We start from the raw sequence: 22,855 nt of genomic DNA, 5'->3' as shown, positions 1-22,855 counted from the left end.
GTCAGGCTAGCGATCTTTGTGTCACGGGCATGTCACCGCCTGGCGACCGTCGCGTACCCGGCGTAGCGTCTGCGGTGGGAGCGGCGGCCGCCGCTCCCCGCAGCGACGGCCGCCGTCCGACAACCCTTCCGTGCAACCCGGTACGACGGCCGTCCGCGGCACGCCGCCCCCGGGAACCCGCGGCCTACGCCGTCCGCGCCGTTCCCGTCCCCTTCTCCGCGTCCAGCGCGTACACGCAGCGGTCCTTGCTGCACGCGTACACCACGCCGTCCCGGACCACCGGGGAGCCGGTGATCTCGCCGCCGGTCGCCAGCTTCCACCTCAGGCGGCCGTCGTCGGCCTTCAGCGTGTAGAGCAGGTGGTCGCTGGAGCCGAAGTGGATACGGCCCTCGGCGACCGCGGGGGCGCCCACGATCTCGCCGCCGGACTGGAAGCGCCACTTGGGCGTGCCGGTGACCGCGTCCAGGGTGTACAGGCCCTTGCCGCTGCCCACGTGGACGTGGCCGGCGGCGACCAGGACCGGCTCGACGGAGGAGCGGGACTCGGTGGCGATGCGCCAGCGGTCGCGGCCGTCGGTGGCGTCGAGGGCGTAGACCGTGCCGAGGTAGTCGGCGAGGTAGAGGCCGCCGCCGGTGACCGCCGGGCCGGGGACGAAGGCGGGCGGGGCGAGGAAGACCGCCGGGGCCTCGAAGTGCCAGCGGACGTGGCCGGTGGTGACCTCCAGGGCGAGGACGCGGGTGCCGGCGCAGACGTAGACGTAGCCGTCGGGGGCGTGCGTCACACGGACCGGCACTCCGCCGCAGGAGGCCGCGTCGCCGATGGGGTACGACCAGCGCTCGTCGCCGGTGCGGGCGTCGAGGGCGCGCAGGCGGGCGTCCTGCCAGACGTAGACCGTGCCCTCGTGGACGGCGGGGCCGGCCTCGGGGGACTCGAAGTCGCTCTGGCAGCCGGTGATCTCCCACAGCTTCTGGCCGGTGGACGCCTCCCACGCCTGGACGCCGCCGCCGCGCGTGCCGGTGACGACGGTGCCGCGGTCGGCCTTGAGGGAGTACACCCAGGCGTCGGTGGACAGCCGCCACAGGTCGCCGCCCTCGCGGGCCTCCAGGGCGTAGAGGGTGGGTCCGTCGGAGGCGTGGATACGGCCGTCGGCGACCGCCATCGACCAGGCGACGTCGCGGGTCTTGAAGCGGCGCCGGCCGGTGGCGACGTCGAGGGCGTGCACCTCGAAGGAGGTGACGTAGACGAGGTCGCCGTCGACGGCCGGGGTGCCCCAGACGTCGTTGGACATGCGGAAGCGCCACGGGCGCCAGCCGCCGGGATGCTCCGGCGGCACGGTGGGCGCCGCGGGTGCCGGTACGGCCGGGTCGGCGCCGTTGACGCCGGGGCGGGGCTTGGACCAGGTGGCGGCCAGGGCGGCGGCCGGCGGGGGCGCCTTGACGGCGGCCGCGCGCGTGTCGGCGACGCGCGGGCCGGGTCCGATGGGCACCGCCGCGCCCACCAGCCGTACGGGGCCGGTGTCGGGGGCGCCCGCGGGGGCTCCCACCGGCGCGGGCATCGGCGGGGGCGGCGGAACGACCGGGTCGTGCGGGGGCGGCGGAGGGACGTGGGGGCGGGCCCCGCCGCCACCGCTGCGGCCGGTTCCGTGCGCGGGCCGGACCGCCGTCCGGCCGCCCCGCCGCGTCTCGATCAGGCTGACCGCCCGCTCGGGCAGCCACGCCGACGCCGTACCGCTGTCGTCGGAGCCGGAGCCGAACAGGTGCGGGGCGAGCTGGGCCTGGAGGTCGGCGGGGTTGGGCCGGCTCGTCGCCTCCATCTGCATGCAGGCCTCGATGAGCGGGCGCAGCTCGTCCGGGAGACCGTCGAGGTCCGGGCCCTCGCGCAGCAGCATGAAGACGGTCTCGACGGGGTTGGCGCCGTGGAACGGCGGATGTCCCGTGGCGGCGAAGACCAGCATCGAGCCCAGCGAGAACACGTCGCTCGCGCCGGTGACGCTGCGGGAGTCCTTGGCCTGCTCCGGGGACATGTAGGCGGGCGTGCCGACGGCGACGTTCGTCATCGTCAGGCGGGTGTTCGAGACACCGGAGGCGATACCGAAGTCGATCACCCGGGGTCCGTCCTCGACGACGAGGACGTTGGAGGGCTTCAGGTCGCGGTGGACCAGCCCGGCACCGTGGATCGACTGGAGCGCCTCCGCGACGCCCGCCGCGAGCCAGCGCACCGCCTGGGCCGGGAGCGGCCCGCACTCGTTCACTATCTCCTCGAGGGAGGGCGCGGGCACGTACGCGGTGGCCAGCCAGGGCACGGCGGCGCGCGGATCGGCGTCCACGACGGCCGCCGTGTAGAAACCGGAGACCGCGCGGGCCGCCTCGACCTCGCGTGTGAAGCGGACCCGGAACAGCTGGTCCTCGGCCAGCTCGGTCCGGACCGTCTTGATCGCCACCCGCCTCCCGGACGCCGAGCGCGCGAGATAGACCAGCCCCATGCCGCCGGCTCCCAGCCGTCCCAGCACCTCGAACGGCCCGATACGCCGCGGATCGTGCTGCGTCAGCTGATCCACCACTTGCCTGCCACCTCCCCGTACGAGTCGCGCCACCACCTGTGCCCGCGACCGTAGTGCAGCGTCTCACCACCGCACCGCCGTGGCGGCACGCACCCCGATTCTTCCTGTCCGCGCGCCCGGTTGCGAACCGGCCGACAAATAGGGTGTCCAGGTTTTCATACGACACAGGGGGTGGAAACGGCTCAGCGGTGCAGCAGCGCGAAGGACGCCCCCTGATTGTCGGTGACCACGGCCGCCGTGCCGTAGGACGTCCCGAAGGGCGGAACCTGGACCCGGCCGCCGAGCCGGACCACCTCCTCCAGGGCGGCCCCGGGGTCCTCGACGGCGAAGTGGACGAGGAAGTGCGGCGGCATCTCGGCGGGGAAGACGTCGGAGACCGGCGCGCGGCCGAAGCCGGGGTCGGCGTCCGGGCCGAACAGGGCGTCGTGGAAGAGGCCGCCGTAGAAGGTGTCGGCCGCCTGCGTGTCCCGCGTGTACAGCTGCACCCAGGCGAAGGTGCCCGGCTCGTACCGGCGCCCGAAGCCGGGGGTCCGAGTGCCCTGCCAGAGGGAGAAGACCGCCCCCTCGGGGTCGGTGACGAGCGCGGTGACGCCCAGGCCACCGAAGGGCACCGGCGGGGAGACGATCCGCCCGCCGGCCGCGTGGATCCGCCGGCACAGCGCCCCGGCGTCCGAGGTGGCGAAGGACACCGTCCACACGGTGGGCAGCCGGCCGTCCGTCTTGTGCGCGAGGGAGGCGACGGGGTCGCCGTCCTTCAACGCCCGTACGGTTCCCTGGGGCTGGTCCTCGAAGGTCCACCCGAAGAGCTCGCCGTAGAACCGCTTGCCCGCCTCCACGTCGGGCAGCTGCGCGTCCACCCAGCAGGGGGTGCCCTCCGTGTACTGCGCGTACTGCGACGCCCTGTTTTCGGCCATGCCGCCAAAGTAACCGTGTCGCCCGCAGGCCGCAGACCAGGCACACCAGCCCTCACGGACCCGCACACCCCATTTGCAGTCGGCCGAATCGCGCTCGGATCACCCGTCGGTAAGCTGACGGCATGACAGGACAAGTGCGTACCGTCGACGGCCGCGTGGCCGGCCGGCGTGGGCAGGCGACCCGGCAGAAACTGCTCGACTGCCTCAGCGAGATGCTCAGCTCCTCCCCCTACCGGGACGTCAAAGTCATCGATGTCGCACGGAAGGCGGGCACCTCGCCCGCGACCTTCTACCAGTACTTCCCGGACGTCGAGGGCGCCGTCCTGGAGATCGCCGAGCGCATGGCCGCCGAGAGCGCCGGGCTGGGCGAGCTGCTGGAGGGACGCTCCTGGACGGGGAAGGCCGGCTGGCAGACGGCACAGGAACTCGTCGACGGTTTCCTGGAGTTCTGGCGGAACAACGAGGCGATCCTGCGGGTCGTGGACCTCGGCGCGGCCGAGGGCGACAAGCGCTTCTACAAGATCCGCATGAAGATCCTGAACACCGTGAACAACTCGCTGGCGGACTCCGTCGCCGAGCTGCAGGCCAAGGGACGGATCGACAAGGACGTGAACCCCGCGGCCATCGCCGGCTCCCTGGTGGCCATGCTCGCGGCCGTCGCCTCCCACCAGAAAGGTTTCTCCTCCTGGGGGGTGAAGCAGGCGGAACTCAAGCCGAACCTGGCCCTGCTGGTGCACCTGGGGGTCACCGGCAAGAAGCCGGCGAAGTAGGCGCCCGGCGGCCCACACCGATGCGCGGTCTCGCAAGTCCTGTCAGACGGGCGGCGGTTCACTCCGGTGGGCCGCCGCCCGTCGCTTTCCGCGCGGTGCGGGGGAACGGGGAACACGGCGCCGTCCGGCCGGTGTTGTGTCCCGGTGAGCCGATCGCAGGTCCGAGTGACCGAGTGAACGCCCGACGCACACGCCGCAGGAGGAACCCGGAATGGCCCTGACCCGCGAAGAGCGCGAACAGTTCCTGGCCGAGCCGCACATCGCGGCGCTGGCGGTCGACGCGGGGGACGGCCGCGCCCCGCTCACCGTGCCGATCTGGTACCAGTACGCGCCCGGCGGCGACGTATGGATCATGACCGGCCTGGACTCGCGCAAGAACCGGCTGATCGGCGCGGCGGGGCGGTTCTCGCTCATGGTCGACCGCGTCGAACCCACCATCCGTTACGTCTCGGTCGAGGGGCCGGTGCTCGACACCACCCCGGCCACGGTCGAGCAGCTGCGGGAGATCTCCGCGCGCTACCTGCCGGCCGACAAGGTCGAGGGGTACGTCGACTTCGCCTGGAAGAACCACGGCGAGCAGGTCGTCGTGCGGATGCGGCCCGAGCGGTGGGTGTCGTCGGACCTCGGATCGGTGTGAGCCCGCCGGACGCCCGACCACCGGACGCCCGACAATCAGTGCATGGAACCCGATCTCCACGAGCTGCTGAGGTCGCTGCGGGTGTGGGACCCGCAGGCCACCGACCTGCCGGCGTTCGACCCGGCCGCCGCGCCCGCCGAGCCGCTGCCGCTGTTCACGCGGTGGTTCGCCGAGGCCGTGGCGGCCGGTCAGGCCGAGCCGCACACCATGTCCCTGGCCACGGCGGACGCGCGGGGGCTGCCGGACGTACGGATCGTGATGCTGCACGGCGCGGACGACGACGGCTGGTCCTTCGCCACCCACGCGCACAGCCGCAAGGGCGGCCACCTCGCCGCGCGCCCGTACGCCGCGCTGGCCTTCTACTGGCCGGTGCTGGGCCGCCAGGTGCGGGTGCGCGGGCCCGTCGCGGCGGCCCCGGCCGAGGAGGCGCAGGCGGATCTGCACGCCCGTTCCACCGGGGCGCTGGCCGCCGCGCTGACCGGCAGGCAGAGCGCGGTCCTCGGGTCGGCCCAGGAGCTGGCGCGGGCCTCGGAGGCGGCGTGGGAGCGGGCACGGCGCGCGCCGGACACCCCGGCCCCGTCCTGGACCCTGTACCGGCTGCGGGCGGACGAGGTGGAGTTCTTCCAGGGCGAGGCCCGACGACGGCACGTACGGCTCCGCTACCGGCGCGGGACGGAGGGCTGGGTCAGGGAGTCGCTGTGGCCGTGAGGACGGGCTCCGGGTCCGTGGCGAGGCGGGCGTGCAGATGGGCGTCGCGGAACGCGTCGTGGCGGCCGGCTTCGAAGATCGCGCCGCGTATGGTCCCCTCGGGACGGAACCCGCAGCGCTCGGCGACCCGGCAGGACGCCTCGTGCCCGACGGCGTGGTCCAGCTCCAGCCGGTGCAGGCCGAGTCCGGTGAACGCCCAGTGCGAGGCGAGCAGCAGCGCCCGGGTGGCGACGCCCCGGCCGCGCGCCTCGGGGAGCACCCAGTAGCCGACCAGACCGCGCCGCATGACGGGGTGGATCTCGTTGACGCCGATGTGCCCCAGTGCCGTACCACTGCGGGCGTCGGCGATCCGGAAGGACGCCCCCGTGCCGTCCGCGTCGCGCTGCGCGCCCCGGCGCAGTGACTCCCGGGCGCCGTCCGCGTCCGTGATCGGCCGGAGCGGGGTGTTCCAGCGCCGGAACTCCGGGTCCGTGAGGCCGCGCAGCCAGGTGTCCACGTCCGCCCGGGACTCGGGGTCCCAGGGACGGAGGCACAGGCCGTGGCCGTGAAGCTCGGGGAGGGGACGAGTGGGGTCGGATGAGGAGAGCATGGGGACATTCAAGCCCGCGATCCCCGCAGACGTGATCAATCCGCAACCAATTCCGGTCTTGACCGATACCCATCAACCAGGGGTGTGATTACGCTCCCGCTCATGGCCGAATCCCCCGACTCCCGCTCCTCCACGTCCGCGCGGCCCACCGCGCCGAACCGGGGGGACCGCCCCGTCTACGTCATCGGCGGCGGCCCGGGCGGACTCGCCGTCGCGTACGCCCTGCGCGCCCGGGGGATACGGGCCGTCGTCCTGGAACGGTCCGGCCGCGTGGGGGACTCCTGGCGGCGCCACTACGACCGGCTGCGTCTGCACACCACCCGCCGCCTGTCCGCGCTGCCCGGGCTGCCGATGCCGCGCCGCTTCGGGCGGTGGCCGGCCCGGGACGACGTGGTCCGGTACCTGGAGAAGTACGCCGAGCACCACCGGCTGGAGATCGTCACCGGGGTCGAGGTCTCCCGGGTCGAGCGCACCCCCGACGGCACCGGCTGGCTGCTGCACGCCACCGGGGGCCGCGAGCTGACCGGCGCGGCGGTCGTCGTCGCCACGGGCTTCAACCACACGCCCCGCGTCCCCGACTGGCCCGGCCGGGACACGTACACCGGCGAGTTCCTGCACGCCTGCGAGTACCGGGACGCGAAGCCCTTCGCCGGCCGGGACGTGCTGGTCGTGGGCGTCGGCAACACGGGTGCCGAGATCGCCGTGGACCTGGTGGAGGGGGGCGCCTCCCGGGTGCGGCTGGCCGTGCGCACCCCTCCGCACATCGTGCGCCGCTCGACCGCGGGCTGGCCCGCGCAGTACTCGGGCGTCCTGGTGCGCCGGCTTCCGGTCGGCCTCGTCGACCGGCTGTGCCGGGTCCAGGCGAGGGTGGCGCTGCCGGACCTGTCGGCCCGGGGACTCCCGCGTCCCGGCTCCGGTCTGTACAGCAGGGTGCTGGAGGGGGCCATCCCCGTGCAGGACGTCGGCCTCGTCGACGCCGTGCGCACGGGGGCGGTGGAGGTCGTGGCCGCGGTGGAGGGGTTCGAGGAGGGCGAGGTCGTCCTGGCGGACGGCGACCGCATCGGCCCGGACGCGATCGTGGCGGCCACCGGCTACGTGCGCGGCCTGGAGGGTCTGGTCGGCGGGCTCGGCGTCCTCGACGACCGCGGCAGACCGGTCGTCCACGGCGCCCGCACCCCGTCCGGCGCGCCCGGCCTCTACTTCACGGGGTTCACCACCCCGATCAGCGGCACCCTCCGCGAACTGGCGCTGGACGCGCAGCGGATAGCCCGGGCGGTGTCCCGCGCGGGGGGAGTCTCCCGGCTCCCCGCATAACTGCGGGCAGTCGTGCCTCCCCCAGTGCCTCAAGGGCCTGGGAGGTACCCCCAGGGCGGCACGGGTGGGCGCTGGGGGTACCCCCTCTGGGGGAGGCACCCCGCAGACGCCGGGCTGCGCAACCACCCCCGCCCGGCCCCAACCCCCTAAGCAGCCGCAGCAGCGAGCCCGGCCCCCGCCCGCCGCCGGATCACCAGCGCCATCAGCGCCGCCGCGGCGCACAGCGCCCCCGACGCGTACCAGACCACGTCGTACGACCCGAACGCGTCCCGCGCGGCACCCCCGAGGAAGGCGACGACCGCCGCACCCACCTGGTGCGAGGCGAGCACCCAGCCGAACACGATCGGACTGTCCTCGCCGTAGTGCTCCCGGCACAGGGCGAGCGTCGGCGGCACGGTGGCCACCCAGTCCAGCCCGTAGAAGACGATGAAGAACAGCATCGGCGGATGCACGTTCGGTGCCAGCAGGATCGGCAGGAACAGCAGCGAGACCCCCCGCAGCGCGTAGTACACCGCGAGCAGCCGCCGCGCGTCGAAGCGGTCCGTGAACCATCCGGACGCCACCGTCCCGACGACGTCGAAGACGCCGATGACGGCCAGCAGGGACGCCGCGGTCGTGACCGGCATCCCGTGGTCGTGCGACGCGGGCACGAAGTGGGTCTGGATCAGCCCGTTGGTCGAGGCGCCGCAGATCGCGAAGGACCCGGCGAGCAGCCAGAACGGCCCCGTCCGCACCGCCGAGAACAGCACGGTCAGCGCACGCCGGGCGGCGCCGGGAACGGGTGCCGGCCTGGGTACGAACTCCTTCGCGCCGTACGGCCTCTGGCCCACGTCGGCCGGATGGTCGTGCAGCAGCAGCCAGACGAACGGGACCACCGCGAGCGCGGCGAGCGCCACGGTGACGGCCGCCGGGCGCCAGTCGTGCCGGGTGACGATCCAGGACAGCAGGGGCAGGAAGATCAACTGCCCGGAGGCGGACGCGGCGGTGAGGATGCCGCTGACCAGTCCCCGGCGCTCGGTGAACCAGCGGTTGGTGACGGTCGCGGCGAAGGCCAGCGCCATCGAACCGGAGCCGAGCCCCACCAGCAGGCCCCAGCACAGCAGCAGTTGCCAGGGCGCCGTCATCCACACCGTCAGGCCCGAGCCGAGCGCGATCACGCCGAGGGCGACCGCGACCACCTTGCGGATGCCGTAGCGGTCCATCAGCGCCGCCGCGAACGGCGCGGTGAGGCCGTACAGCGCGAGGTTCACGGAGACCGCCGCGCCGATGGTCCCGCGCGACCAGCCGAACTCGTCGTGCAGCGGGTCGATGAACAGGCCCGGCACGGAGCGGAAGGCGGCGGCACCGATGATCGTCACGAACGTGACGGCGGCGACGAACCACGCGCGGTGCACACGGGTGCGGGTCGGCTTCGGGCCGCTCGCGGGCGGCTCCACGACGGCGGCTGTCTCGCTTGTCCAGGTCACGCCCTAGAGCTTCCGTGATCGGGTCCGCCGCAACGAGTGGCCCGGAGGACAGCATTCGCTAGGATCGGGCCATGGATCCGGTCGAGTCCCCGCACGCGTCCGCCGGCTTCCGGCCCCACCGCGTCGTCGTCCTCGCCCTCGACGGGCTGCTCCCCTTCGAGCTGGGCATCCCGCACCGCATCTTCGGCCGCCCGAGGGACGAGCGGGGGCGGCGCCTGTACGAGGTGGTCACCTGCTCGGTCCGGCCGCCCGGGCCGGTGGAGACCGACGCCGACTTCGCCGTCCACGTCGCCCACGGCCCCGAGGCCCTCGCCACCGCCGACACGGTGATCGTCCCGGCGTCCTACGAGCTCGGCCCGGTGTACGAGCGGGGCGAGCTGACCGACGCCCTGGCCGCCGCCCTCGCCCGCATCCGCCCCGGCACCCGGCTCGCCTCCATCTGCACCGGCGTGTACGTCCTCGCCGCCGCCGGGTACCTCGACGGCCGGCCCGCCACCACCCACTGGGCCGACGCCGAGCGCTTCCAGCGGCTGTTCCCCCGGATCGACGTCGACCCGGACGTGCTGTTCGTCGACGACGGCTCCATCCTGACCTCGGCGGGCGTCGCGGCCGGGATCGACCTGTGCCTGCACATGGTGCGGCGCGACCACGGCGCCGCCGTGGCCAACGAGGTGGCCCGCCGTACGGTCGTACCGCCGCACCGGGACGGCGGGCAGGCGCAGTACATCGAGCGGCCGGTGCCCGATCCGCAGCAGTCCTCCACGAGCGGTGCCCGCGCGTGGGCGCTGGGCCGGCTGCACGAGCCGATCCAGCTGCGCGACATGGCCGCGCGGGAGGCGATGTCGGTACGCACCTTCACGCGCCGCTTCCGGGAGGAGTCCGGGATCAGTCCGGGGCAGTGGCTGACCCGGCAGCGGGTGGAGCGGGCCCGGCAGCTGCTGGAGTCCACCGACCTGTCCGTGGACCAGGTGGCCCGCGACGCCGGTTTCGGCACGGCCCAGTCGATGCGGCAGCACCTCCAGGCGGCGCTGGGGGTGACGCCGACCGCGTACCGGCGGACCTTCCGGGCCGGCGGACGGCGGCCGGGGGCGGTCGCGCCGGCCGGGGGGTGAGCGGGAGGCCGCCCCCCGGCCGTGGAGGAACCGGCTGTTCCCGCCGACGGTGGCGGTGCGGCGCTGTCCGCCCCGAGCACGGCAGCGCCGCACCGCTCTTCGGCTCCGGCGCTCCCTCCCCTGGTTCCCCCTCGCCCCTGGGGAACCGACGCCGGATCACGACCCACGCTCGTCGAGGGCTCCCGTCGTCGAGCCCTCGCCGTCCCCTCGCGGCGAATCGCTGAGGAACAGCGTGATCAAACGGTCACCGCGCGTCAACACCGTTTCGGGTGACAATGACCTGGTTGGGGCATATGCCCTGTTCGCCGAGACCGCGCACGGAAGCACACCCGGCGCACCGCGTCACACGCCCGCCCGCACGGCCGACCCACCGTGCATCCGTGCCCCTGCCGGGACGCGGGGAACCACGTACTCAGGGACGCGGGGAACCGTACGACCGGCCCCGATCGACCCGCACCCGCCACACAACCCGGCGCACCGGGCTCTACCGCGACATCCTCACACCGCTTCGTACGCCAGTCCGCCGCACGCCGACGTCCCGTCGGACACCTGCGCGCAGCGGTCCAGCTCGCACCAGATCCGCTTGCCGGCCCCCTCCGCGCTCCAGCCCCAGCGGTCGGCCAGCCCGTCCACGAGGGCGAGCCCGCGTCCGCCCGTCGCCTCGCCGTCCACACAGCGCGGCACCGGCGCCCGTTCGCTGCGGTCGGCCACCTCCAGGCGGACGGTGGCCTCCTCGGCGTCCGCCCCCGGCAGGGAGAGCCGCAGCACGGCCGGACGGCCGGTGTGCACCACGGCGTTGGTGACGAGCTCCGAGACGAGCAGGATCAGGGTCTCGGCGAGCGGTTCGTCGGCCTCTATGCCCGAACCGGCCAGCCGCGAGCGGGCCCACCGCCGGGCCCGTCCCACCTCAGCGGGGTCGGGCCGGATCTCCAGCTGCACTTGAAGCACCTGCACCGCTCACACCATCCGAACCGGCGGACACTTGGACTCGCGCCTCACGAGGGCCACGATCGTAGCCATTTCCTGCATGGCCAGAACAACGGCCGGGACAGGGGTCACGGAACGTGATTCCCTTGCGAGACAGCATGGTTGACGTACAGTCACCCCAACAAGCGCTTCGGGCATATTCCAGCGCGAAGGAGTACACGTGCGGCATACTGTGCGACGCTCACCACGGGGAGTCGAACGGGGGACGGCGTTCCGCCTGGCCACCCGGCGGAAAGCCGCAGGCACCGGCCGGTACGGGGCCGCCCCGGGGGCGACTCCGGCGCGGTGCGTGCCCGGGACCACTCGCATCCCACACAAGGTACCGGAGCGGACGTCCGACTCCGGGCCGTGACGGGAGCGGCACAGGACACGAGCCGGCATCAACCCTCCGTGATCATGGAAATGCCACGATCCGTGACATCCGCGCGGAGGCGTTCCGCACCTCCGCGCGGAGGGGTTCCGCCGGAACTACTCGGGGACGGTGAAGTAGCGGGCGAAGGAGCGGACGATCTCCTCCTCGCCGATCCTGCCGTCGCCGTCGGAGTCCAGCGCGGCGGCGGCCGTGCGGGCGAGGTCCCCGGGGACGCCGAGCGCCTCGATGATCCGCACGGTGTCCTCGACGGTGGCCGCGCCGTCGCCGTCGGTGCCGGCGACGGCGAGCGCCGCGTGCAGGAAGGGCCGGGCGATCTCGGCGAACCGGTCCGGGTTGTCCCGCAGTCGCTTGACCGCGCCGTTCACGAACTCCTCGCGCGTGATGCGCTGGTCGCCGTCGCGGTCCGCGATCCCCGCCATGCCCTGCCAGAACGCCTCGGCACCGATGTACAGGGCCTGGCCCCGGTCGGAGCGGGCCGCGGTGTCGAACTCGGCGAGCAGCGCCTTGGCCGCTCCGCTGAAGTCCTCGCGGTCGATGTAGCCGTTGCCGTCCTGGTCGAAGCCGGCGAAGCGGGCCGCGATCCTGCGCTCGTACTCGCTGGTGACCATGTCTCTCAGGCCGCCTTAGGTCAGTGGGGTCGTCTCGCTGGGAGCGTACGTGGTGGAGGGCCGCCGGGGAGCCGGAAAGCGACGCCTGGACCAAGACCGGGGGAATAACGGGACACGCGTGTGACACGTGTGAGCGCGCGCACACGGCGTCACGCCGACAGCGGGCGGGAGTCCTCGTCGACCGCGGAGGGGACGTCCGGGTGGATCTCGAAGAGCCTGCGGACCCCGAGGGCGCCGAGCACCTTGTTGACGTGACTGCCGTCGGCGGCCCCCCGCGCGGGGAGGATCAGTCGCAGGCTGCCCTGGCAGGAGCGGAGCAGCCGGCGGGAGGCGATGAGCACGCCGACCCCGCTGGAGTCGCAGAACCACACCTCGGAGAGATCGAGGACGAGGCTGTGCCGGCCCTCGGCCACCACGTCGTGCACCCGCTGGCGCAGCACCGGGGACGTCACCAGGTCCAGCTCGCCCGACACCCGGAGCACGGCCCACTCGCCGTGCTCTTTGCCGGTCACGTTGAAGGTCACCACCACGCCCCTCGCTCACCGAAACGGAAGCAGTCCCTACGCTTCCTTGCAGCGCGGCTGCCCACCGGCCGTTCCCTGAAACCCGGACCGAGAAACGGGCACCGAACAAAAAGGGCTTGTTCCAGTCACCTTCGTTCCGATTCGATCGGTTCCGATCGGCGCGGAGGTGGGTAGGTGCGGCCCGGACGGCGTCCGACGTGGGCGGGCGGCCCCTTACCACCTGCGGCTCTTCCGGGGGCGCACATTGCCGTAAAGGGGCGTGCGCCCTCCTGCGTGCCGATTACATTCTGGGAGTCACCGGCCACACGCCGGACCCGGGCACCGACCAACCCGGGACCGGGGGAGGAACAGGGGGTGAGGGGCCGCATGCCGAAAACGGACGTACCGCCCCGCTGGGACCGCAAGATGCAGCAGCGGCTCGCGCGCGGGGAGGCGGCCGCCCTCAGCGAGCTCTACGACCGGTTCGCCTCGCTCGTGCACGGCCTCGCCCACCGCGTCGTCGGCGACGAACACGCCGACGCCGTCACCCGCGACGTCTTCGCCCACGTCTGGGAGCACCCGGACTCCTACGACCCCGCGCAGGAACCCCTGCGCACCTGGCTCGCCGCGCTGACCAGCCGGCTGGCCGTGCGGCGGCTGCGCACCACGAAGACCGCGGCGCTCGCCCGCGGCGGCCCCGGCACCGCGGAGGACCTGGAGCGCACGGTGCGGGACGCCTCGGTGGCGGCCCGCGCCGACTACATCGTCCAGTCCATGCCGGCGCCCCTGCGGGCCGCCCTGGAGCTGGCCTACTTCCAGCGCCGGGACTACCGCCAGACCGCCGCCGACCTGGGCGTCACCGACGACGAGGCCCGCCGCCGGCTCCGCCTCGGCCTGCAGCTGCTGGCCACCGCGCACGACACCGGGGCCCCGGGCGCCCCGCCCGGAATCGGGGGTGCCGCGTGAGCGGGTACCGTGCCGGCCACCCCGAGGCGTACGACGACCAGGAGAAGGACGCCGGACCGCTCGTGCTGGAACACCACGTGCTGAAGTCACTGCTGGGTGCCTGGGCACTGGCCGCCTGCGCGCAGGCGGAGGCGGCCGCCGTCGAGGAGCACCTCGGCACCTGCGGACCCTGCGCGGACGAGGCGCTGCGGCTGCGCGCGGCGGTCGGCCTGCTCCAGCGGCCCGAGAGCCTGGACCCGGACCCCGGCCTGCGCACCCGCGTCCTGGAGTCCTGCCTGGAGCGGCGCCCGCCCCGCATCCCGGTGCCGGAGTGGGCCGCCCCGTACGACGCCGAGACCGCGCGGCTGGACGCGCTGCTCCAGGACTTCGGCGACTCCGAGTGGCACGCGCCGGTGCGGCTGCGCTGGTACGAGTCCGACGAGGCGAGCAGCCGCCGCACCACCGTCGCCGGGGTCATCGCGCACCTGCTGGCGGTCGACGGGCTGGTCGCGGTCGCCCTCGGCCTCGACGACCCGCTCGGCGACGCCACGGCCGTCCGGCCCACCCCGTCGGACCGCACCGAGGCGTACTGGCGGGCCTCCCGCTTCCCGCCCACCCGCTCCGTACGGGCGCCCTGGCGGGAGCAGAGCCACGTCCTCGTGCGGACGGTCTCCTTCACGGGCGACGGCACCGGACGGCTGCCGGTGTCGTACGGCGACTACGAACTGCCGCTGCACGACGCGATGCTGGACCGGGCCTTCGAGTGCTGGGTGCACGCGGAGGACATCGCCGAGGCGGTGGACTACCCGTACGACCCGCCCTCCGGGCGGCATCTGCACCACATCGTCGACCTGGCCGCGCGGATGCTGCCGGCCGTCCTCGAGCACCGCCGGCTGCACGGGCTGGCCTCCCCCGTGGAACGGCACCTGGTCGCCGCCGGGGAGCCGGGGCGCAGTCTGCGGCTGGAGATCGAGGGGTCCGGCGGAGGCGAGTGGCTGATCCCGCTGGACTCCCCCGCGGCGAAGGGCTCCGCGGAGCACGAGGTGGCGCACGTCGCGCTGGACGGCGCGGAGTTCTGCAGGCTCGCGGCGGGGCATGTGCCGCCGCGGGAGGCCGCGGTGGGGCAGGTCGGAGACCGTGAGGCGATCAGGGATGTGCTGTTCGCGGCGGCGAGCATGAGCCGGATGTAGGGGCGGGTTCCGTTTCGTCGGCGGGTGCGGGTGGTTCGTGGTCGCTCGCGCGGTTCCCACTCACCCGCACCCGCCGACGAGACGGATGAACCCGGGCCGTCAGGCGAACACCACCGTCCGCCGCCCATTGGGCAGAATGCGGCGCTCCGCATGCCACTTCACCGCCCGCGCCAGCGCCTGGCACTCCACGTCCCGGCCGATCGCGACGAGCCCCTCGGGGGTGACGTCGTGCCCCACCCGCTCGACCTCCTGCTCGATGATCGGCCCCTCGTCGAGGTCGGCGGTGACGTAGTGCGCGGTCGCGCCGATCAGCTTCACACCCCGCGCGTGCGCCTGGTGGTACGGCTTCGCGCCCTTGAAGCTCGGCAGGAAGGAGTGGTGGATGTTGATGATCCGCCCGGAGAGCTGCTTGCACAGGTCGTCCGAGAGGACCTGCATGTAGCGGGCGAGCACGACGAGCTCGACGTCGTCCTCGCGCACGATCTCCAGCAGCCGGGCCTCGGCCTCCGGCTTGCCGCCCTTCGGCACCGGGATGTGGTGGAAGGGAATGTTGTACGAGGCCACCAGTTCGGCGAAGTCCGTGTGATTGGACACCACCCCGGCTATCTCCACCGGCAGCGCGCCGGTCCGCGCGCGGAACAGCAGGTCGTTCAGGCAGTGCCCGAACCTGCTGACCATGAGCAGGATGCGCATCTTCTCGTCGGCCCGGTTGATCTGCCACTCCATGTGGAAGGAGTCACCGATCGCCGCGAAGCTCGCCCGCAGCTTCTCCAGGGTCACCGGGGCGTCCGCCGAGAAGTGGACGCGCATGAAGAACAGTCCCGTGTCGTGGTCGCCGAACTGCTGGCTGTCCTCGATGTTGCAGCCGGTCATGAAGAGGTAGCTCGACACGGCGTGCACGATGCCCTGCTTGTCGGGGCAGGACAGGGTGAGGACGTACTGGTCGGCCGGGGCCGCGGCTCGGGTGGACTGCTCGCTCATGCAGAAAAGGGTCCCACACGCGGAGCCGCACCCGGCCGACCGTTCCGCTACGCGGACCGCGTCAGGATCCGCAGCACCTCGAGGGTGCTCGGCGTCGCGCCGGGGTCGTCGCCGTCGCTCGCCGCCATCCGCACATGCGCGTCCCGCGCGGCCCGCACCGCCTCCGGCCAGCCCTCGTGCTCGATGTAGGCGGTCACCGGCGCGTCGGGGCCGACCTGGTGCATGATCCGCAGGACGCGCAGCACCGCGGTGTCGACGAGCGCCGCCTCCTGCGAGTCGCGGAAGATGGTGCCGACGTACTTCTCGGCGGACCAATTGTCCAGCCAGGTGTCCTCGACCAGCCGGTAGACGGCGTCGGTGACGTCGCCGTAGCCGTCGACCCCGGCCAGCCAGACGTCCCGCTGGAAGGCGGGATCGGAGAGCATGTGCAGCGCGGAGCGCACATTGCTGCGCCAGCGCCACCACGGCATGTCGTTGAGTGGCATGCCGCCCATGGTGAAGGAGCGACGGCCGCGACGGGAAGAGTTCTCCGAACCTTGCACGATCGTCGATCGTACGTTTCCGCGCCGCACGGGTCGTACGGGACCCCGCAATTCACCTCGGCGTCACCGTCCGTTGACCAAGGATCACTCCGAGGTTGGCCGTGTGGCGGAATCGTGCGTAAGCATGACCGGCAGGCGACGCATCCGCAGCATTCTCCTCCCCCGCCTCCTCCACCGGCCCGCCAGAGCCGGCGCCCTGACCACGGGCGCGCTGGTGGCGTGCGCGTCGCTCGCCGCCGGGTGCGGGATCGTCCCCGGTGCCACGGGGGGCTCCGGGGACGACGCCCCCATCACCGTGATGACGTGGGCGCCCCAGGACACCCAGGCCACCAACAAGCCCGGGATGCCCGCGTTCGCCGAAGCATACGCCCGCTGGGTCAACTCCCAGGGCGGTATCAACGGCCGTCGGCTCAACGTGCTGACCTGCAACGACAAGAACGACACCGTGGCCGCCGCGCGGTGCGCCCGGCGCGCGGTGCAGGAGAAGGCCGTCGCGGTCGTCGGCTCCTACAGCCAGTACGCCGACTCGTTCATGCCCACCCTGGAGGGCGCCGGAATCCCGTACATCGGCGGTTACGGCATCACCAACAACGAGTTCACCAGCCCCCTGTCCTATCCCGTCAACGGCGGCCAGCCGGCGCTGCTGGCCGGTCTCGGCCGCACCCTGGCCGACACCTGCGGGCCGGTCACCCTGATCCGGCCCGACACCATCACGGGCGACCAGTTGCCCCCGCTGCTCGACTCGGGCCTGGAGGCGGGCGGGCACGCGCGCTCCGGTGACCAGCGGGCGGCGGAGGACGCCACCTCGTACGAGGGCCAGGCGCGGCAGGCCCTGGAGCGCGCCACCGCGGACACGGCCGAGCAGGGGTGTGTGGTGCCCGCCCTCGGCGACCGCACGAACACCTTCATGGACTCCTTCCGGCGGGCCCGCGCCGACTACCCCGAGGTGCGCACCGCGACCGTGCTGGGCAGCGTCGACCAGTCGACGATCGACGCGTCCGGCGGGGGGTCGGGGCCGTACGAGGGGTCGTACGTCACCGGCTGGTACCCGGCGGCGAGCGACCCGAGCTGGGACCCGATGAAGAAGGTGATCGAGGAGGAGGCGTTCGGCGACAACCGGATCGACGCCGCGGACGCCGGGGTGCAGACCACCTGGATCGCCTACACCGTGTTCAAGCAGGTCGTCGAGTCGCTGGGGGACGGCGAGGTGAGCGCCGACACCGTGAGCGGGGCGCTGGACGGCGGGCTGAAGGTCACCACGGACGGGCTCACCCCCACCCTGCGGTGGAACTTCCAGGACGAGCTCGCCGCCGTCGGTTTCCCCCGCCTGATCAACGCGAACGTGACCCTGCAGGTGGTCCGGGACGGCCGGCTGGTCGCGGCCCGCAAGGGCTTCACCGACGTGACGAAGACGCTGCGGGACGCGGACCTGGGCTGACCCGTGGTTCCGCCCGGGGCCGGGCGGAACCACGGGTCAGCGGTGTCCGGTCACAGCTGGGTCGGCTGGCGCTCGGTCAGGCCGTACTGCCTGGCGATCGCGTTCCACAGCGCGGCGGCCTTCTTCTTCTCGGTGGTCGCGGTGCCGCTGGCCCGGTTGCCGGCCTGGGTCTGGCCGGTGGAGCGGGCCTGGCCCTTCTTGCAGCCCTTCTTGCCGGCGGTCTGGTCGGCCCAGGCGGCGTAGTGGTTGTCGGCCGACGCCGACGCCTGCCACGCCTTGGTGAGCGCGGTGGTCAGCGCCTGGTGGTCCGGCAGCCGGTCCACGGACAGGCCGGAGAGGTCGGTCACCAGCTGGTTGCGCTGCCCGGCCGCTTCCCGCAGGTCCTTGGCCGCCCGGCCGAGGTCGCGGCAGGCCTTCACATCGGCGACCGCGTTGATCACGGTGGTGCGGCTGTCGCCGCTGTCGGCCAGCAGCTTGTCCAGCTCGACGGCCTGCTCACGGGCCGGGTCGGCGGAGGGGGAGGCGGATGCCTCCACGCTCGCGGGCGCGGTGGCGGACACGGGCTGGTCGTCGCCGCCGTCGTCGTCGCCGCCCGGGCTGCCGAGCAGCGCGCCCGCGCCGACGCCGAGGATGGCGATGCCGACGCCGACCGCCGCGATGAGCGGCACGCGTGAGCCGGTACGGCTGCCGCCGCGCCCGCCCCGGCCGCCGGTCGGGGCGGTGGGGCCGGGCGGGGTGTGGGCGGCGGGCGGGCCGTAGTCGACGCGCGGGAGCTGCTGGGTGGATCCGGCCGGGCCGCCGGCGCCGTCGCGGAAGAGGTTGTCGAACTCGGCGGGCGGCTGCCGGTTGCCGTCACCGGGCGGCGGGGTGCCGTAGGACTGCCCGGGGGGCTGGTCGGTGACGGGGGCGATGTACTGGGTGGCCTCGGCGTCGGGGTGGCCGGCCGGCGGCAGGGACCCCGCGCCGGGCGCGTGCTGCGGGGGCACGCCCGGGTAGCCGCCCGCCTCGGAGCCGTGGGCGGGCATCTCGGGCGGCAGCGCGCCCGGGCCCACCGGGGGTATGAACTGCGTCGCCCCCTCGTCGGCGGCGGGCACCGGGGGGATGAACCGTGTCGCCCCCTCGTCGGCGGCGGGCACCGGCGCCATGTACTGGGTGACCCCTTCCACCCCGTCCGGCGCGGCGGCCGGCGGGTACTGGGGGGCGCCGTAGCCGCTCTGGGCGGGGGCGCCGTAGGGGTCCGCGTGCGCGGGCGGCAGCGGGGCTCCGGCGGCGTACGGATCGGCACCGCCGTGCGGAACGTTCGCGTGCGGGCCGGACGGGGTGCTCCCGCCGTACCCGGCGCCCGGCTGCGGGCCGTTCGCGTCGTACGGGGGGCGGCCGCCGCGGGTCTGCGCGTCCTCGGGCGGCAGCGGGCCGGGGCCGCCGCCGTGGGCCGGGGCGGGCGGGTGCTGCGCGCCCCACGGGGACGGCTCCGGGGTGCCCCACCCGCCGTCGGACGGGGGCTGCCAGTCCTGGCCGGGCGGTGGGGCCGGGCTCTGCTGCCCGGGGCCCCACGGCGTGCCCCAGGTCTGGCCGCCGGGCGGGGCCGAGGCGGGGAACCCGCCGCCGGAGGTCCGGCCGTCCGCACCGCCGCCGGGGGCGACCGGTCCGGTCGTCATGCCCGGCAGCAGGGGTTCACCACCGTCGGAGGGCAGCACGATGCCTTCGCGCGCGGGGCGCGCCGAGGGCTCCTCGCCCTGTCCACTCTGCGTCACCGGGACTCCTACCAATGGGGGACCTTGTGAATCGTCGGCTCACGCTACCGGGTCCCCGGAGCCCGGTGCCACGCAGCACGGGGCCTGACCTCCTGCCCTGTGAGCGCGGTAACAAAACCGGGTCACCGCGCCCTGATTGCGTCACCTCCTCGACCTCCGCCCGTCACGTCCCGGGGGTCACGCCGCCGTCTGGAGCTCCATCCGGGCCCCGAACTCCCTTACCACCGACTCCTCCCGGTACGGCTCGAGGCGCTGCTGGAGGTCCTCCAGGTACTCGGCGCCCCGGTTGGACCGGAGGCCGCCCAGCAGCTCCACCGCCTTCAGGCCCGTACTGCAGGCCTGTTCGATCTCGCGCTGCTGCACCTGCGCGGTGGCCAGCAGCACATGGCCGATCGCCCGCCGCCGCGCCCGTGACGCCGGATGCCCCTCCAGCGCCTGGCGGGCGCACCGCGCGGCGGCCTCCGCCTGGCCGAGGTCCCGGTGGCAGTGCGCCAACTCGTCGGCCAGATAGGCCTCGTCGAAGTGCGCGATCCACACCGGGTCGTCGCCCGAGGCCGGATCGACGGCCTCCATGGCGCTCACCGCGCGCCCCACCGCCGTCTGCGCGGCGTACACGTCGCCCATCAGCGCGTGCCCGCGCGCCTCGGCCGCGTGGAACATCGCCTCCGCGCGGGGGGTCACGCGCCCCCGCGCGCCCTCCTGCGCCGCGCGCGCCAACTGCGCGATCTCACGCGGGTTTCCGAGCTGCGCGGCCAGGTGGCTCATGGAGGCGGCGAGCACATACCCGCCGTACCCGCGGTCCCCGGCCGCCTGCGCCAGCCGCAGCGCCTGGATGTAGTAGCGCTGGGCGAGTCCCGGCTGCCCGGTGTCGACGGCCATGTACCCGGCGAGTTCGGTCAGCCGCGCGACCGCCGCGAACAGGTCGCGCCCCACGGCCTCGCGGTACGACCCCGCCAGCAGCCCCGAGACGACGCTGTTGAGGTAGTGGACCACGACCGGGCGCACGTGCCCGCTGCCGTACTGGTGGTCCAGGTCCACCAGCGCCTGCGTCATGGACCGTACGGCCGCCACGTCGGACTGTCCCACGCGCGGCCCGGTGGAGCGCGCCACCTGCCCGTCGGGCGCGGAGATCAGCCAGTCACGGCTCGGCTCCACCAGCGCGGACGCGGCGACGGAGGATCCGGACAGGAAGTCCCGCCGGCCCACGTCGCTGCGCCACAGCTCGCAGACCTGCTCGATGGCCCCCAGTACCGTCGGCGAGAACTGGAGGCCGACACCCGACGCGAGGTTCTTGCCGTTGGCCATGCCGATCTCGTCGATCGTGACCGTACGGCCCAGTTTGCGGCCCAGTGCCTCCGCGATGATCGCCGGTGCCCGGCCCCGCGGCTGCTGTCCGCGCAGCCAGCGCGCCACCGACGTCTTGTCGTAGCGCAGGTCGAGGCCGTGCTCGGCGCCGCACATGTTGACCCTGCGGGCCAGTCCGGCGTTGGAGCATCCGGCTTCCTGGATGAGCGCCTGCAGCCGTTCGTTCGGCTGCCGCGCGACGAGAGGCCTTGCGGCCATGGCGTACCCCCTGAGGCTGCGGTGCCCTGCCACGCACCGAGTTGACGTGTCTTCCGCGGCCGTACGTCTCGCGTCCCGGCGGGACATGCGGCCGGGAAGATCAATGCCCCGCCGAAGTACCGACAATGCGGGACATGTGAGGATTGCCGGGGTAACGGCGGTTGCCGGCCCCCCTCCTGGTTACCCACCGGGGACGCGGATCCTCTCGCGCGCCCCCGTCGATGCATCCATGCGCCCCGAACAAGGGGCCGATGCTCCTCCCCCGCGCATGCGCGCGGGCGTAACCCCTGGTGACGGCCGTAGTTGTGTTCATCGTGGAAGAGACCATCGTGGGCGCCGACGCCGTACAGATCCCGAAGCAGCGCGGGGAATCGCTGCTGGAGACCGCAGTTCGCTACGCCGAGGAGCGGCACTGGGACGTGTTCCCCGGCACCTGGCTGGAGGCCGTCGAGGGGGTGCAGCGCTGCTCGTGCGGTGACGCCGCGTGTCCCTCGCCCGGCGCACACCCGGCCCGCCCGGACTGGGCGGCCCAGGCGACCGGCAGCGCGACCGTCGCCCGCCGGATGTGGCAGAAGCAGCCGGCCGCGTCGATCCTGCTGCCCACCGGGCGGACGTTCGACGCGATCTCCGTCCCGGAGACGGCGGGGTTCCTGGCGCTCGCGCGGATGGAGCGGATGGGGCTGACGCTGGGGCCGGTCACGGTGACGCCGGACCGGCGGACGGAGTTCTTCGTGCTGCCGGGGGCGTCGGCGAAGGTGCCGGACCTGCTGCGCAAGCTGGGGTGGTCGTCGGTGTCGCTCGACCTGGCGGTCCTGGGGGAGGGGGCGTACGTGGCCGCCCCGCCCACGCGGTTCGGGTGCCGGGGGGCCGTGCAGTGGGCCTGCCGGCCCACGGCGGCGAATCGGTGGCTGCCGGACGCGGAGGAGTTGATCTCGCCGTTGGCCTATGCGTGCGGCCGGGATCGCTAGGGCGCCTGTCGACGCGCGTGGTTTCTGTCCGCAGGCGACCGCGGCCGTGTCGTGGCTTGTCACGCCCACGCGCGGAGCCGCATGTCGGCACGGTCCCGCGCCCCTTCGGGGCGCTCCGCTCCCCTAGGCTTCTGCGCTGACGGAGGGAGATCCGGTGGGGACTGTGGCCGTAAGTGTGCGGGGCCTCTGGAAGCGGTTCGGGGAGCAGGTCGCGGTCGGGGGGATCGATCTGGAACTGCCCGCGGGACGGTTCATCGGGCTGGTCGGGCCCAACGGGGCCGGGAAGACCACCACCCTGTCCATGGTGACCGGGCTGCTGCGGCCCGATCAGGGCACCGTCGAGGTCGTCGGGCACGACGTGTGGCGGGATCCGGTGGAGGTCAAGGCCCGGATCGGGGTGTTGCCGGAGGGGCTGCGGCTGTTCGAGCGGCTGTCGGGGCGTGAACTGCTGGGCTACACGGGGCGGTTGCGGGGGCTGCCCGGTGACGAGGTCGACAAGCGGGCGACGCAGCTGCTCGACGTCCTCGGTCTGGCCGGTGCCCAGCACAAGCTCGTCGTCGACTACTCCACCGGCATGCGCAAGAAGATCGGGCTCGCCGCCGCCCTGCTGCACAACCCGGAAGTCCTCTTCCTGGACGAGCCGTTCGAGGGGGTCGACCCGGTCTCCGCGCAGACCATCCGGGGCGTCCTGGAGCGGTACACGGCGTCCGGCGCCACGGTCGTGTTCTCCTCCCACGTCATGGAGCTCGTCGAGTCGCTGTGCGACTGGGTGGCCGTGATGGCCGCCGGCCGGATCCGCGCCCACGGTCCGCTCGCCGAGGTGCGCGGGGACGCGCCCTCGCTGCAGCGGGCGTTCCTGGAGCTCGTCGGCGCGGACGGCCGCGACGCCGGTGCGGATCTCGACTGGCTGGGCGGGGGTTCCCGGTGAGCGCC

The 22,855-nt window shown here is 73.7% G+C and carries 21 protein-coding genes; 10 read left to right on the top strand and 11 right to left on the bottom strand.

The window, feature by feature from the left end; genetic code table 11:
* Positions 1-184: 184 nt before the first annotated feature.
* A complete protein-coding gene (locus KUM38_RS18640; RefSeq protein ID WP_217130529.1) occupies positions 185-2,560 on the bottom strand; it encodes a PQQ-binding-like beta-propeller repeat protein in 2,376 nt (791 codons plus the stop codon).
* A 182-nt stretch (positions 2,561-2,742) separates the two neighbouring features.
* Positions 2,743-3,474: a VOC family protein gene (locus KUM38_RS18635; RefSeq protein WP_217130528.1), complete on the bottom strand. Its 732-nt coding sequence runs from the start codon at positions 3,472-3,474 to the stop codon at positions 2,743-2,745.
* Positions 3,475-3,608: 134 nt separating this feature from the next.
* Between KUM38_RS18635 and KUM38_RS18630 the strand changes: the two genes are divergently transcribed.
* The 3 genes from KUM38_RS18630 (at position 3,609) to KUM38_RS18620 (ending at position 5,589) form a co-directional block, all read left to right on the top strand.
* Positions 3,609-4,244 (top strand): TetR family transcriptional regulator, encoded by a 636-nt coding sequence (locus KUM38_RS18630; RefSeq protein WP_217130534.1) that lies wholly within the window; start codon positions 3,609-3,611, stop codon positions 4,242-4,244.
* A 211-nt stretch (positions 4,245-4,455) separates the two neighbouring features.
* Positions 4,456-4,881: a pyridoxamine 5'-phosphate oxidase family protein gene (locus tag KUM38_RS18625; RefSeq protein WP_217130527.1), complete on the top strand. Its 426-nt coding sequence runs from the start codon at positions 4,456-4,458 to the stop codon at positions 4,879-4,881.
* Positions 4,882-4,923: 42 nt separating this feature from the next.
* Positions 4,924-5,589: a pyridoxal 5'-phosphate synthase gene (locus KUM38_RS18620; RefSeq protein WP_217130526.1), complete on the top strand. Its 666-nt coding sequence runs from the start codon at positions 4,924-4,926 to the stop codon at positions 5,587-5,589.
* Here KUM38_RS18620 and KUM38_RS18615 read toward each other — a convergent pair.
* Positions 5,567-6,178 (bottom strand): GNAT family N-acetyltransferase, encoded by a 612-nt coding sequence (locus tag KUM38_RS18615; protein ID WP_217130525.1) that lies wholly within the window; start codon positions 6,176-6,178, stop codon positions 5,567-5,569. The two genes, KUM38_RS18620 and KUM38_RS18615, sit on opposite strands and share 23 nt — an antisense overlap.
* 102 nt (positions 6,179-6,280) lie before the next feature.
* Here KUM38_RS18615 and KUM38_RS18610 point away from each other — a divergent pair, with 102 nt between their 5' ends.
* Complete coding sequence (locus KUM38_RS18610) at positions 6,281-7,492, top strand: NAD(P)/FAD-dependent oxidoreductase (RefSeq protein ID WP_217130524.1); 1,212 nt, start codon at positions 6,281-6,283, stop codon at positions 7,490-7,492.
* Positions 7,493-7,638: 146 nt separating this feature from the next.
* Here KUM38_RS18610 and KUM38_RS18605 read toward each other — a convergent pair whose 3' ends face one another.
* Entirely contained in the window at positions 7,639-8,958 is a 1,320-nt protein-coding gene (locus KUM38_RS18605) for an MFS transporter (RefSeq protein WP_217130523.1), read from the bottom strand.
* A 71-nt stretch (positions 8,959-9,029) separates the two neighbouring features.
* Here KUM38_RS18605 and KUM38_RS18600 point away from each other — a divergent pair, with 71 nt between their 5' ends.
* Positions 9,030-10,070: a GlxA family transcriptional regulator gene (locus KUM38_RS18600; protein WP_217130522.1), complete on the top strand. Its 1,041-nt coding sequence runs from the start codon at positions 9,030-9,032 to the stop codon at positions 10,068-10,070.
* 498 nt (positions 10,071-10,568) lie between these two features.
* On the opposite strand, the gene KUM38_RS18595 is transcribed toward KUM38_RS18600, so the two are convergent.
* From KUM38_RS18595 to KUM38_RS18585, 3 genes are all read right to left on the bottom strand, one after another.
* The gene (locus tag KUM38_RS18595) at positions 10,569-11,009 is read right to left on the bottom strand and encodes an ATP-binding protein (RefSeq protein WP_217130533.1); all 441 of its coding nucleotides are present in this window, start codon (positions 11,007-11,009) and stop codon (positions 10,569-10,571) included.
* A 516-nt stretch (positions 11,010-11,525) separates the two neighbouring features.
* Positions 11,526-12,038, bottom strand: a complete 513-nt coding sequence (locus KUM38_RS18590) for an EF-hand domain-containing protein (RefSeq protein WP_217130521.1) — start codon at positions 12,036-12,038, stop codon at positions 11,526-11,528.
* A 149-nt stretch (positions 12,039-12,187) separates the two neighbouring features.
* Positions 12,188-12,568: an STAS domain-containing protein gene (locus tag KUM38_RS18585; RefSeq protein WP_217130520.1), complete on the bottom strand. Its 381-nt coding sequence runs from the start codon at positions 12,566-12,568 to the stop codon at positions 12,188-12,190.
* A 360-nt stretch (positions 12,569-12,928) separates the two neighbouring features.
* On the opposite strand from KUM38_RS18585, the gene KUM38_RS18580 reads away from it, so the two are divergent.
* Positions 12,929-13,507 carry an RNA polymerase sigma factor gene (locus KUM38_RS18580; protein WP_217130519.1) on the top strand — a complete coding sequence of 193 codons (579 nt, stop codon included), beginning with the start codon at positions 12,929-12,931 and terminating at the stop codon, positions 13,505-13,507.
* The gene (locus KUM38_RS18575; protein ID WP_308408992.1) at positions 13,504-14,676 is read left to right on the top strand and encodes a maleylpyruvate isomerase N-terminal domain-containing protein; all 1,173 of its coding nucleotides are present in this window, start codon (positions 13,504-13,506) and stop codon (positions 14,674-14,676) included. Before KUM38_RS18580 ends, KUM38_RS18575 begins: the two co-directional genes overlap by 4 nt.
* Positions 14,677-14,775: 99 nt before the next feature.
* On the opposite strand, the gene purU is transcribed toward KUM38_RS18575, so the two are convergent.
* A complete protein-coding gene (gene purU / locus KUM38_RS18570) occupies positions 14,776-15,657 on the bottom strand; it encodes a formyltetrahydrofolate deformylase (RefSeq protein ID WP_217130518.1) in 882 nt (293 codons plus the stop codon).
* 47 nt (positions 15,658-15,704) lie between these two features.
* Complete coding sequence (locus tag KUM38_RS18565) at positions 15,705-16,151, bottom strand: hypothetical protein (RefSeq protein WP_217130517.1); 447 nt, start codon at positions 16,149-16,151, stop codon at positions 15,705-15,707.
* A 172-nt stretch (positions 16,152-16,323) separates the two neighbouring features.
* Here KUM38_RS18565 and KUM38_RS18560 point away from each other — a divergent pair, with 172 nt between their 5' ends.
* The gene (locus KUM38_RS18560; RefSeq protein ID WP_217130516.1) at positions 16,324-17,637 is read left to right on the top strand and encodes an ABC transporter substrate-binding protein; all 1,314 of its coding nucleotides are present in this window, start codon (positions 16,324-16,326) and stop codon (positions 17,635-17,637) included.
* Between the two features lie 50 nt (positions 17,638-17,687).
* On the opposite strand, the gene KUM38_RS18555 is transcribed toward KUM38_RS18560, so the two are convergent.
* The gene (locus KUM38_RS18555) at positions 17,688-19,391 is read right to left on the bottom strand and encodes a hypothetical protein (RefSeq protein ID WP_308408991.1); all 1,704 of its coding nucleotides are present in this window, start codon (positions 19,389-19,391) and stop codon (positions 17,688-17,690) included.
* A gap of 177 nt (positions 19,392-19,568) precedes the next feature.
* Positions 19,569-20,954: a transcriptional regulator gene (locus tag KUM38_RS18550; RefSeq protein ID WP_217130515.1), complete on the bottom strand. Its 1,386-nt coding sequence runs from the start codon at positions 20,952-20,954 to the stop codon at positions 19,569-19,571.
* A gap of 305 nt (positions 20,955-21,259) precedes the next feature.
* On the opposite strand from KUM38_RS18550, the gene KUM38_RS18545 reads away from it, so the two are divergent.
* Together KUM38_RS18545 and KUM38_RS18540 are read left to right on the top strand one after the other, a co-directional pair.
* A complete protein-coding gene (locus KUM38_RS18545) occupies positions 21,260-21,922 on the top strand; it encodes a bifunctional DNA primase/polymerase (protein WP_217130514.1) in 663 nt (220 codons plus the stop codon).
* Between the two features lie 136 nt (positions 21,923-22,058).
* Entirely contained in the window at positions 22,059-22,850 is a 792-nt protein-coding gene (locus KUM38_RS18540) for an ABC transporter ATP-binding protein (RefSeq protein ID WP_217130530.1), read from the top strand.
* The last annotated feature ends 5 nt before the right edge of the window (positions 22,851-22,855 follow it).

It is taken from the genome of Streptomyces sp. AC558_RSS880 (genome assembly GCF_019049255.1).
Lineage (GTDB): Bacteria > Actinomycetota > Actinomycetes > Streptomycetales > Streptomycetaceae > Streptomyces.
The sequence above is the reverse complement of the archived record's forward strand: the minus strand, read 5'-3'. Positions and strand labels throughout refer to the sequence as shown.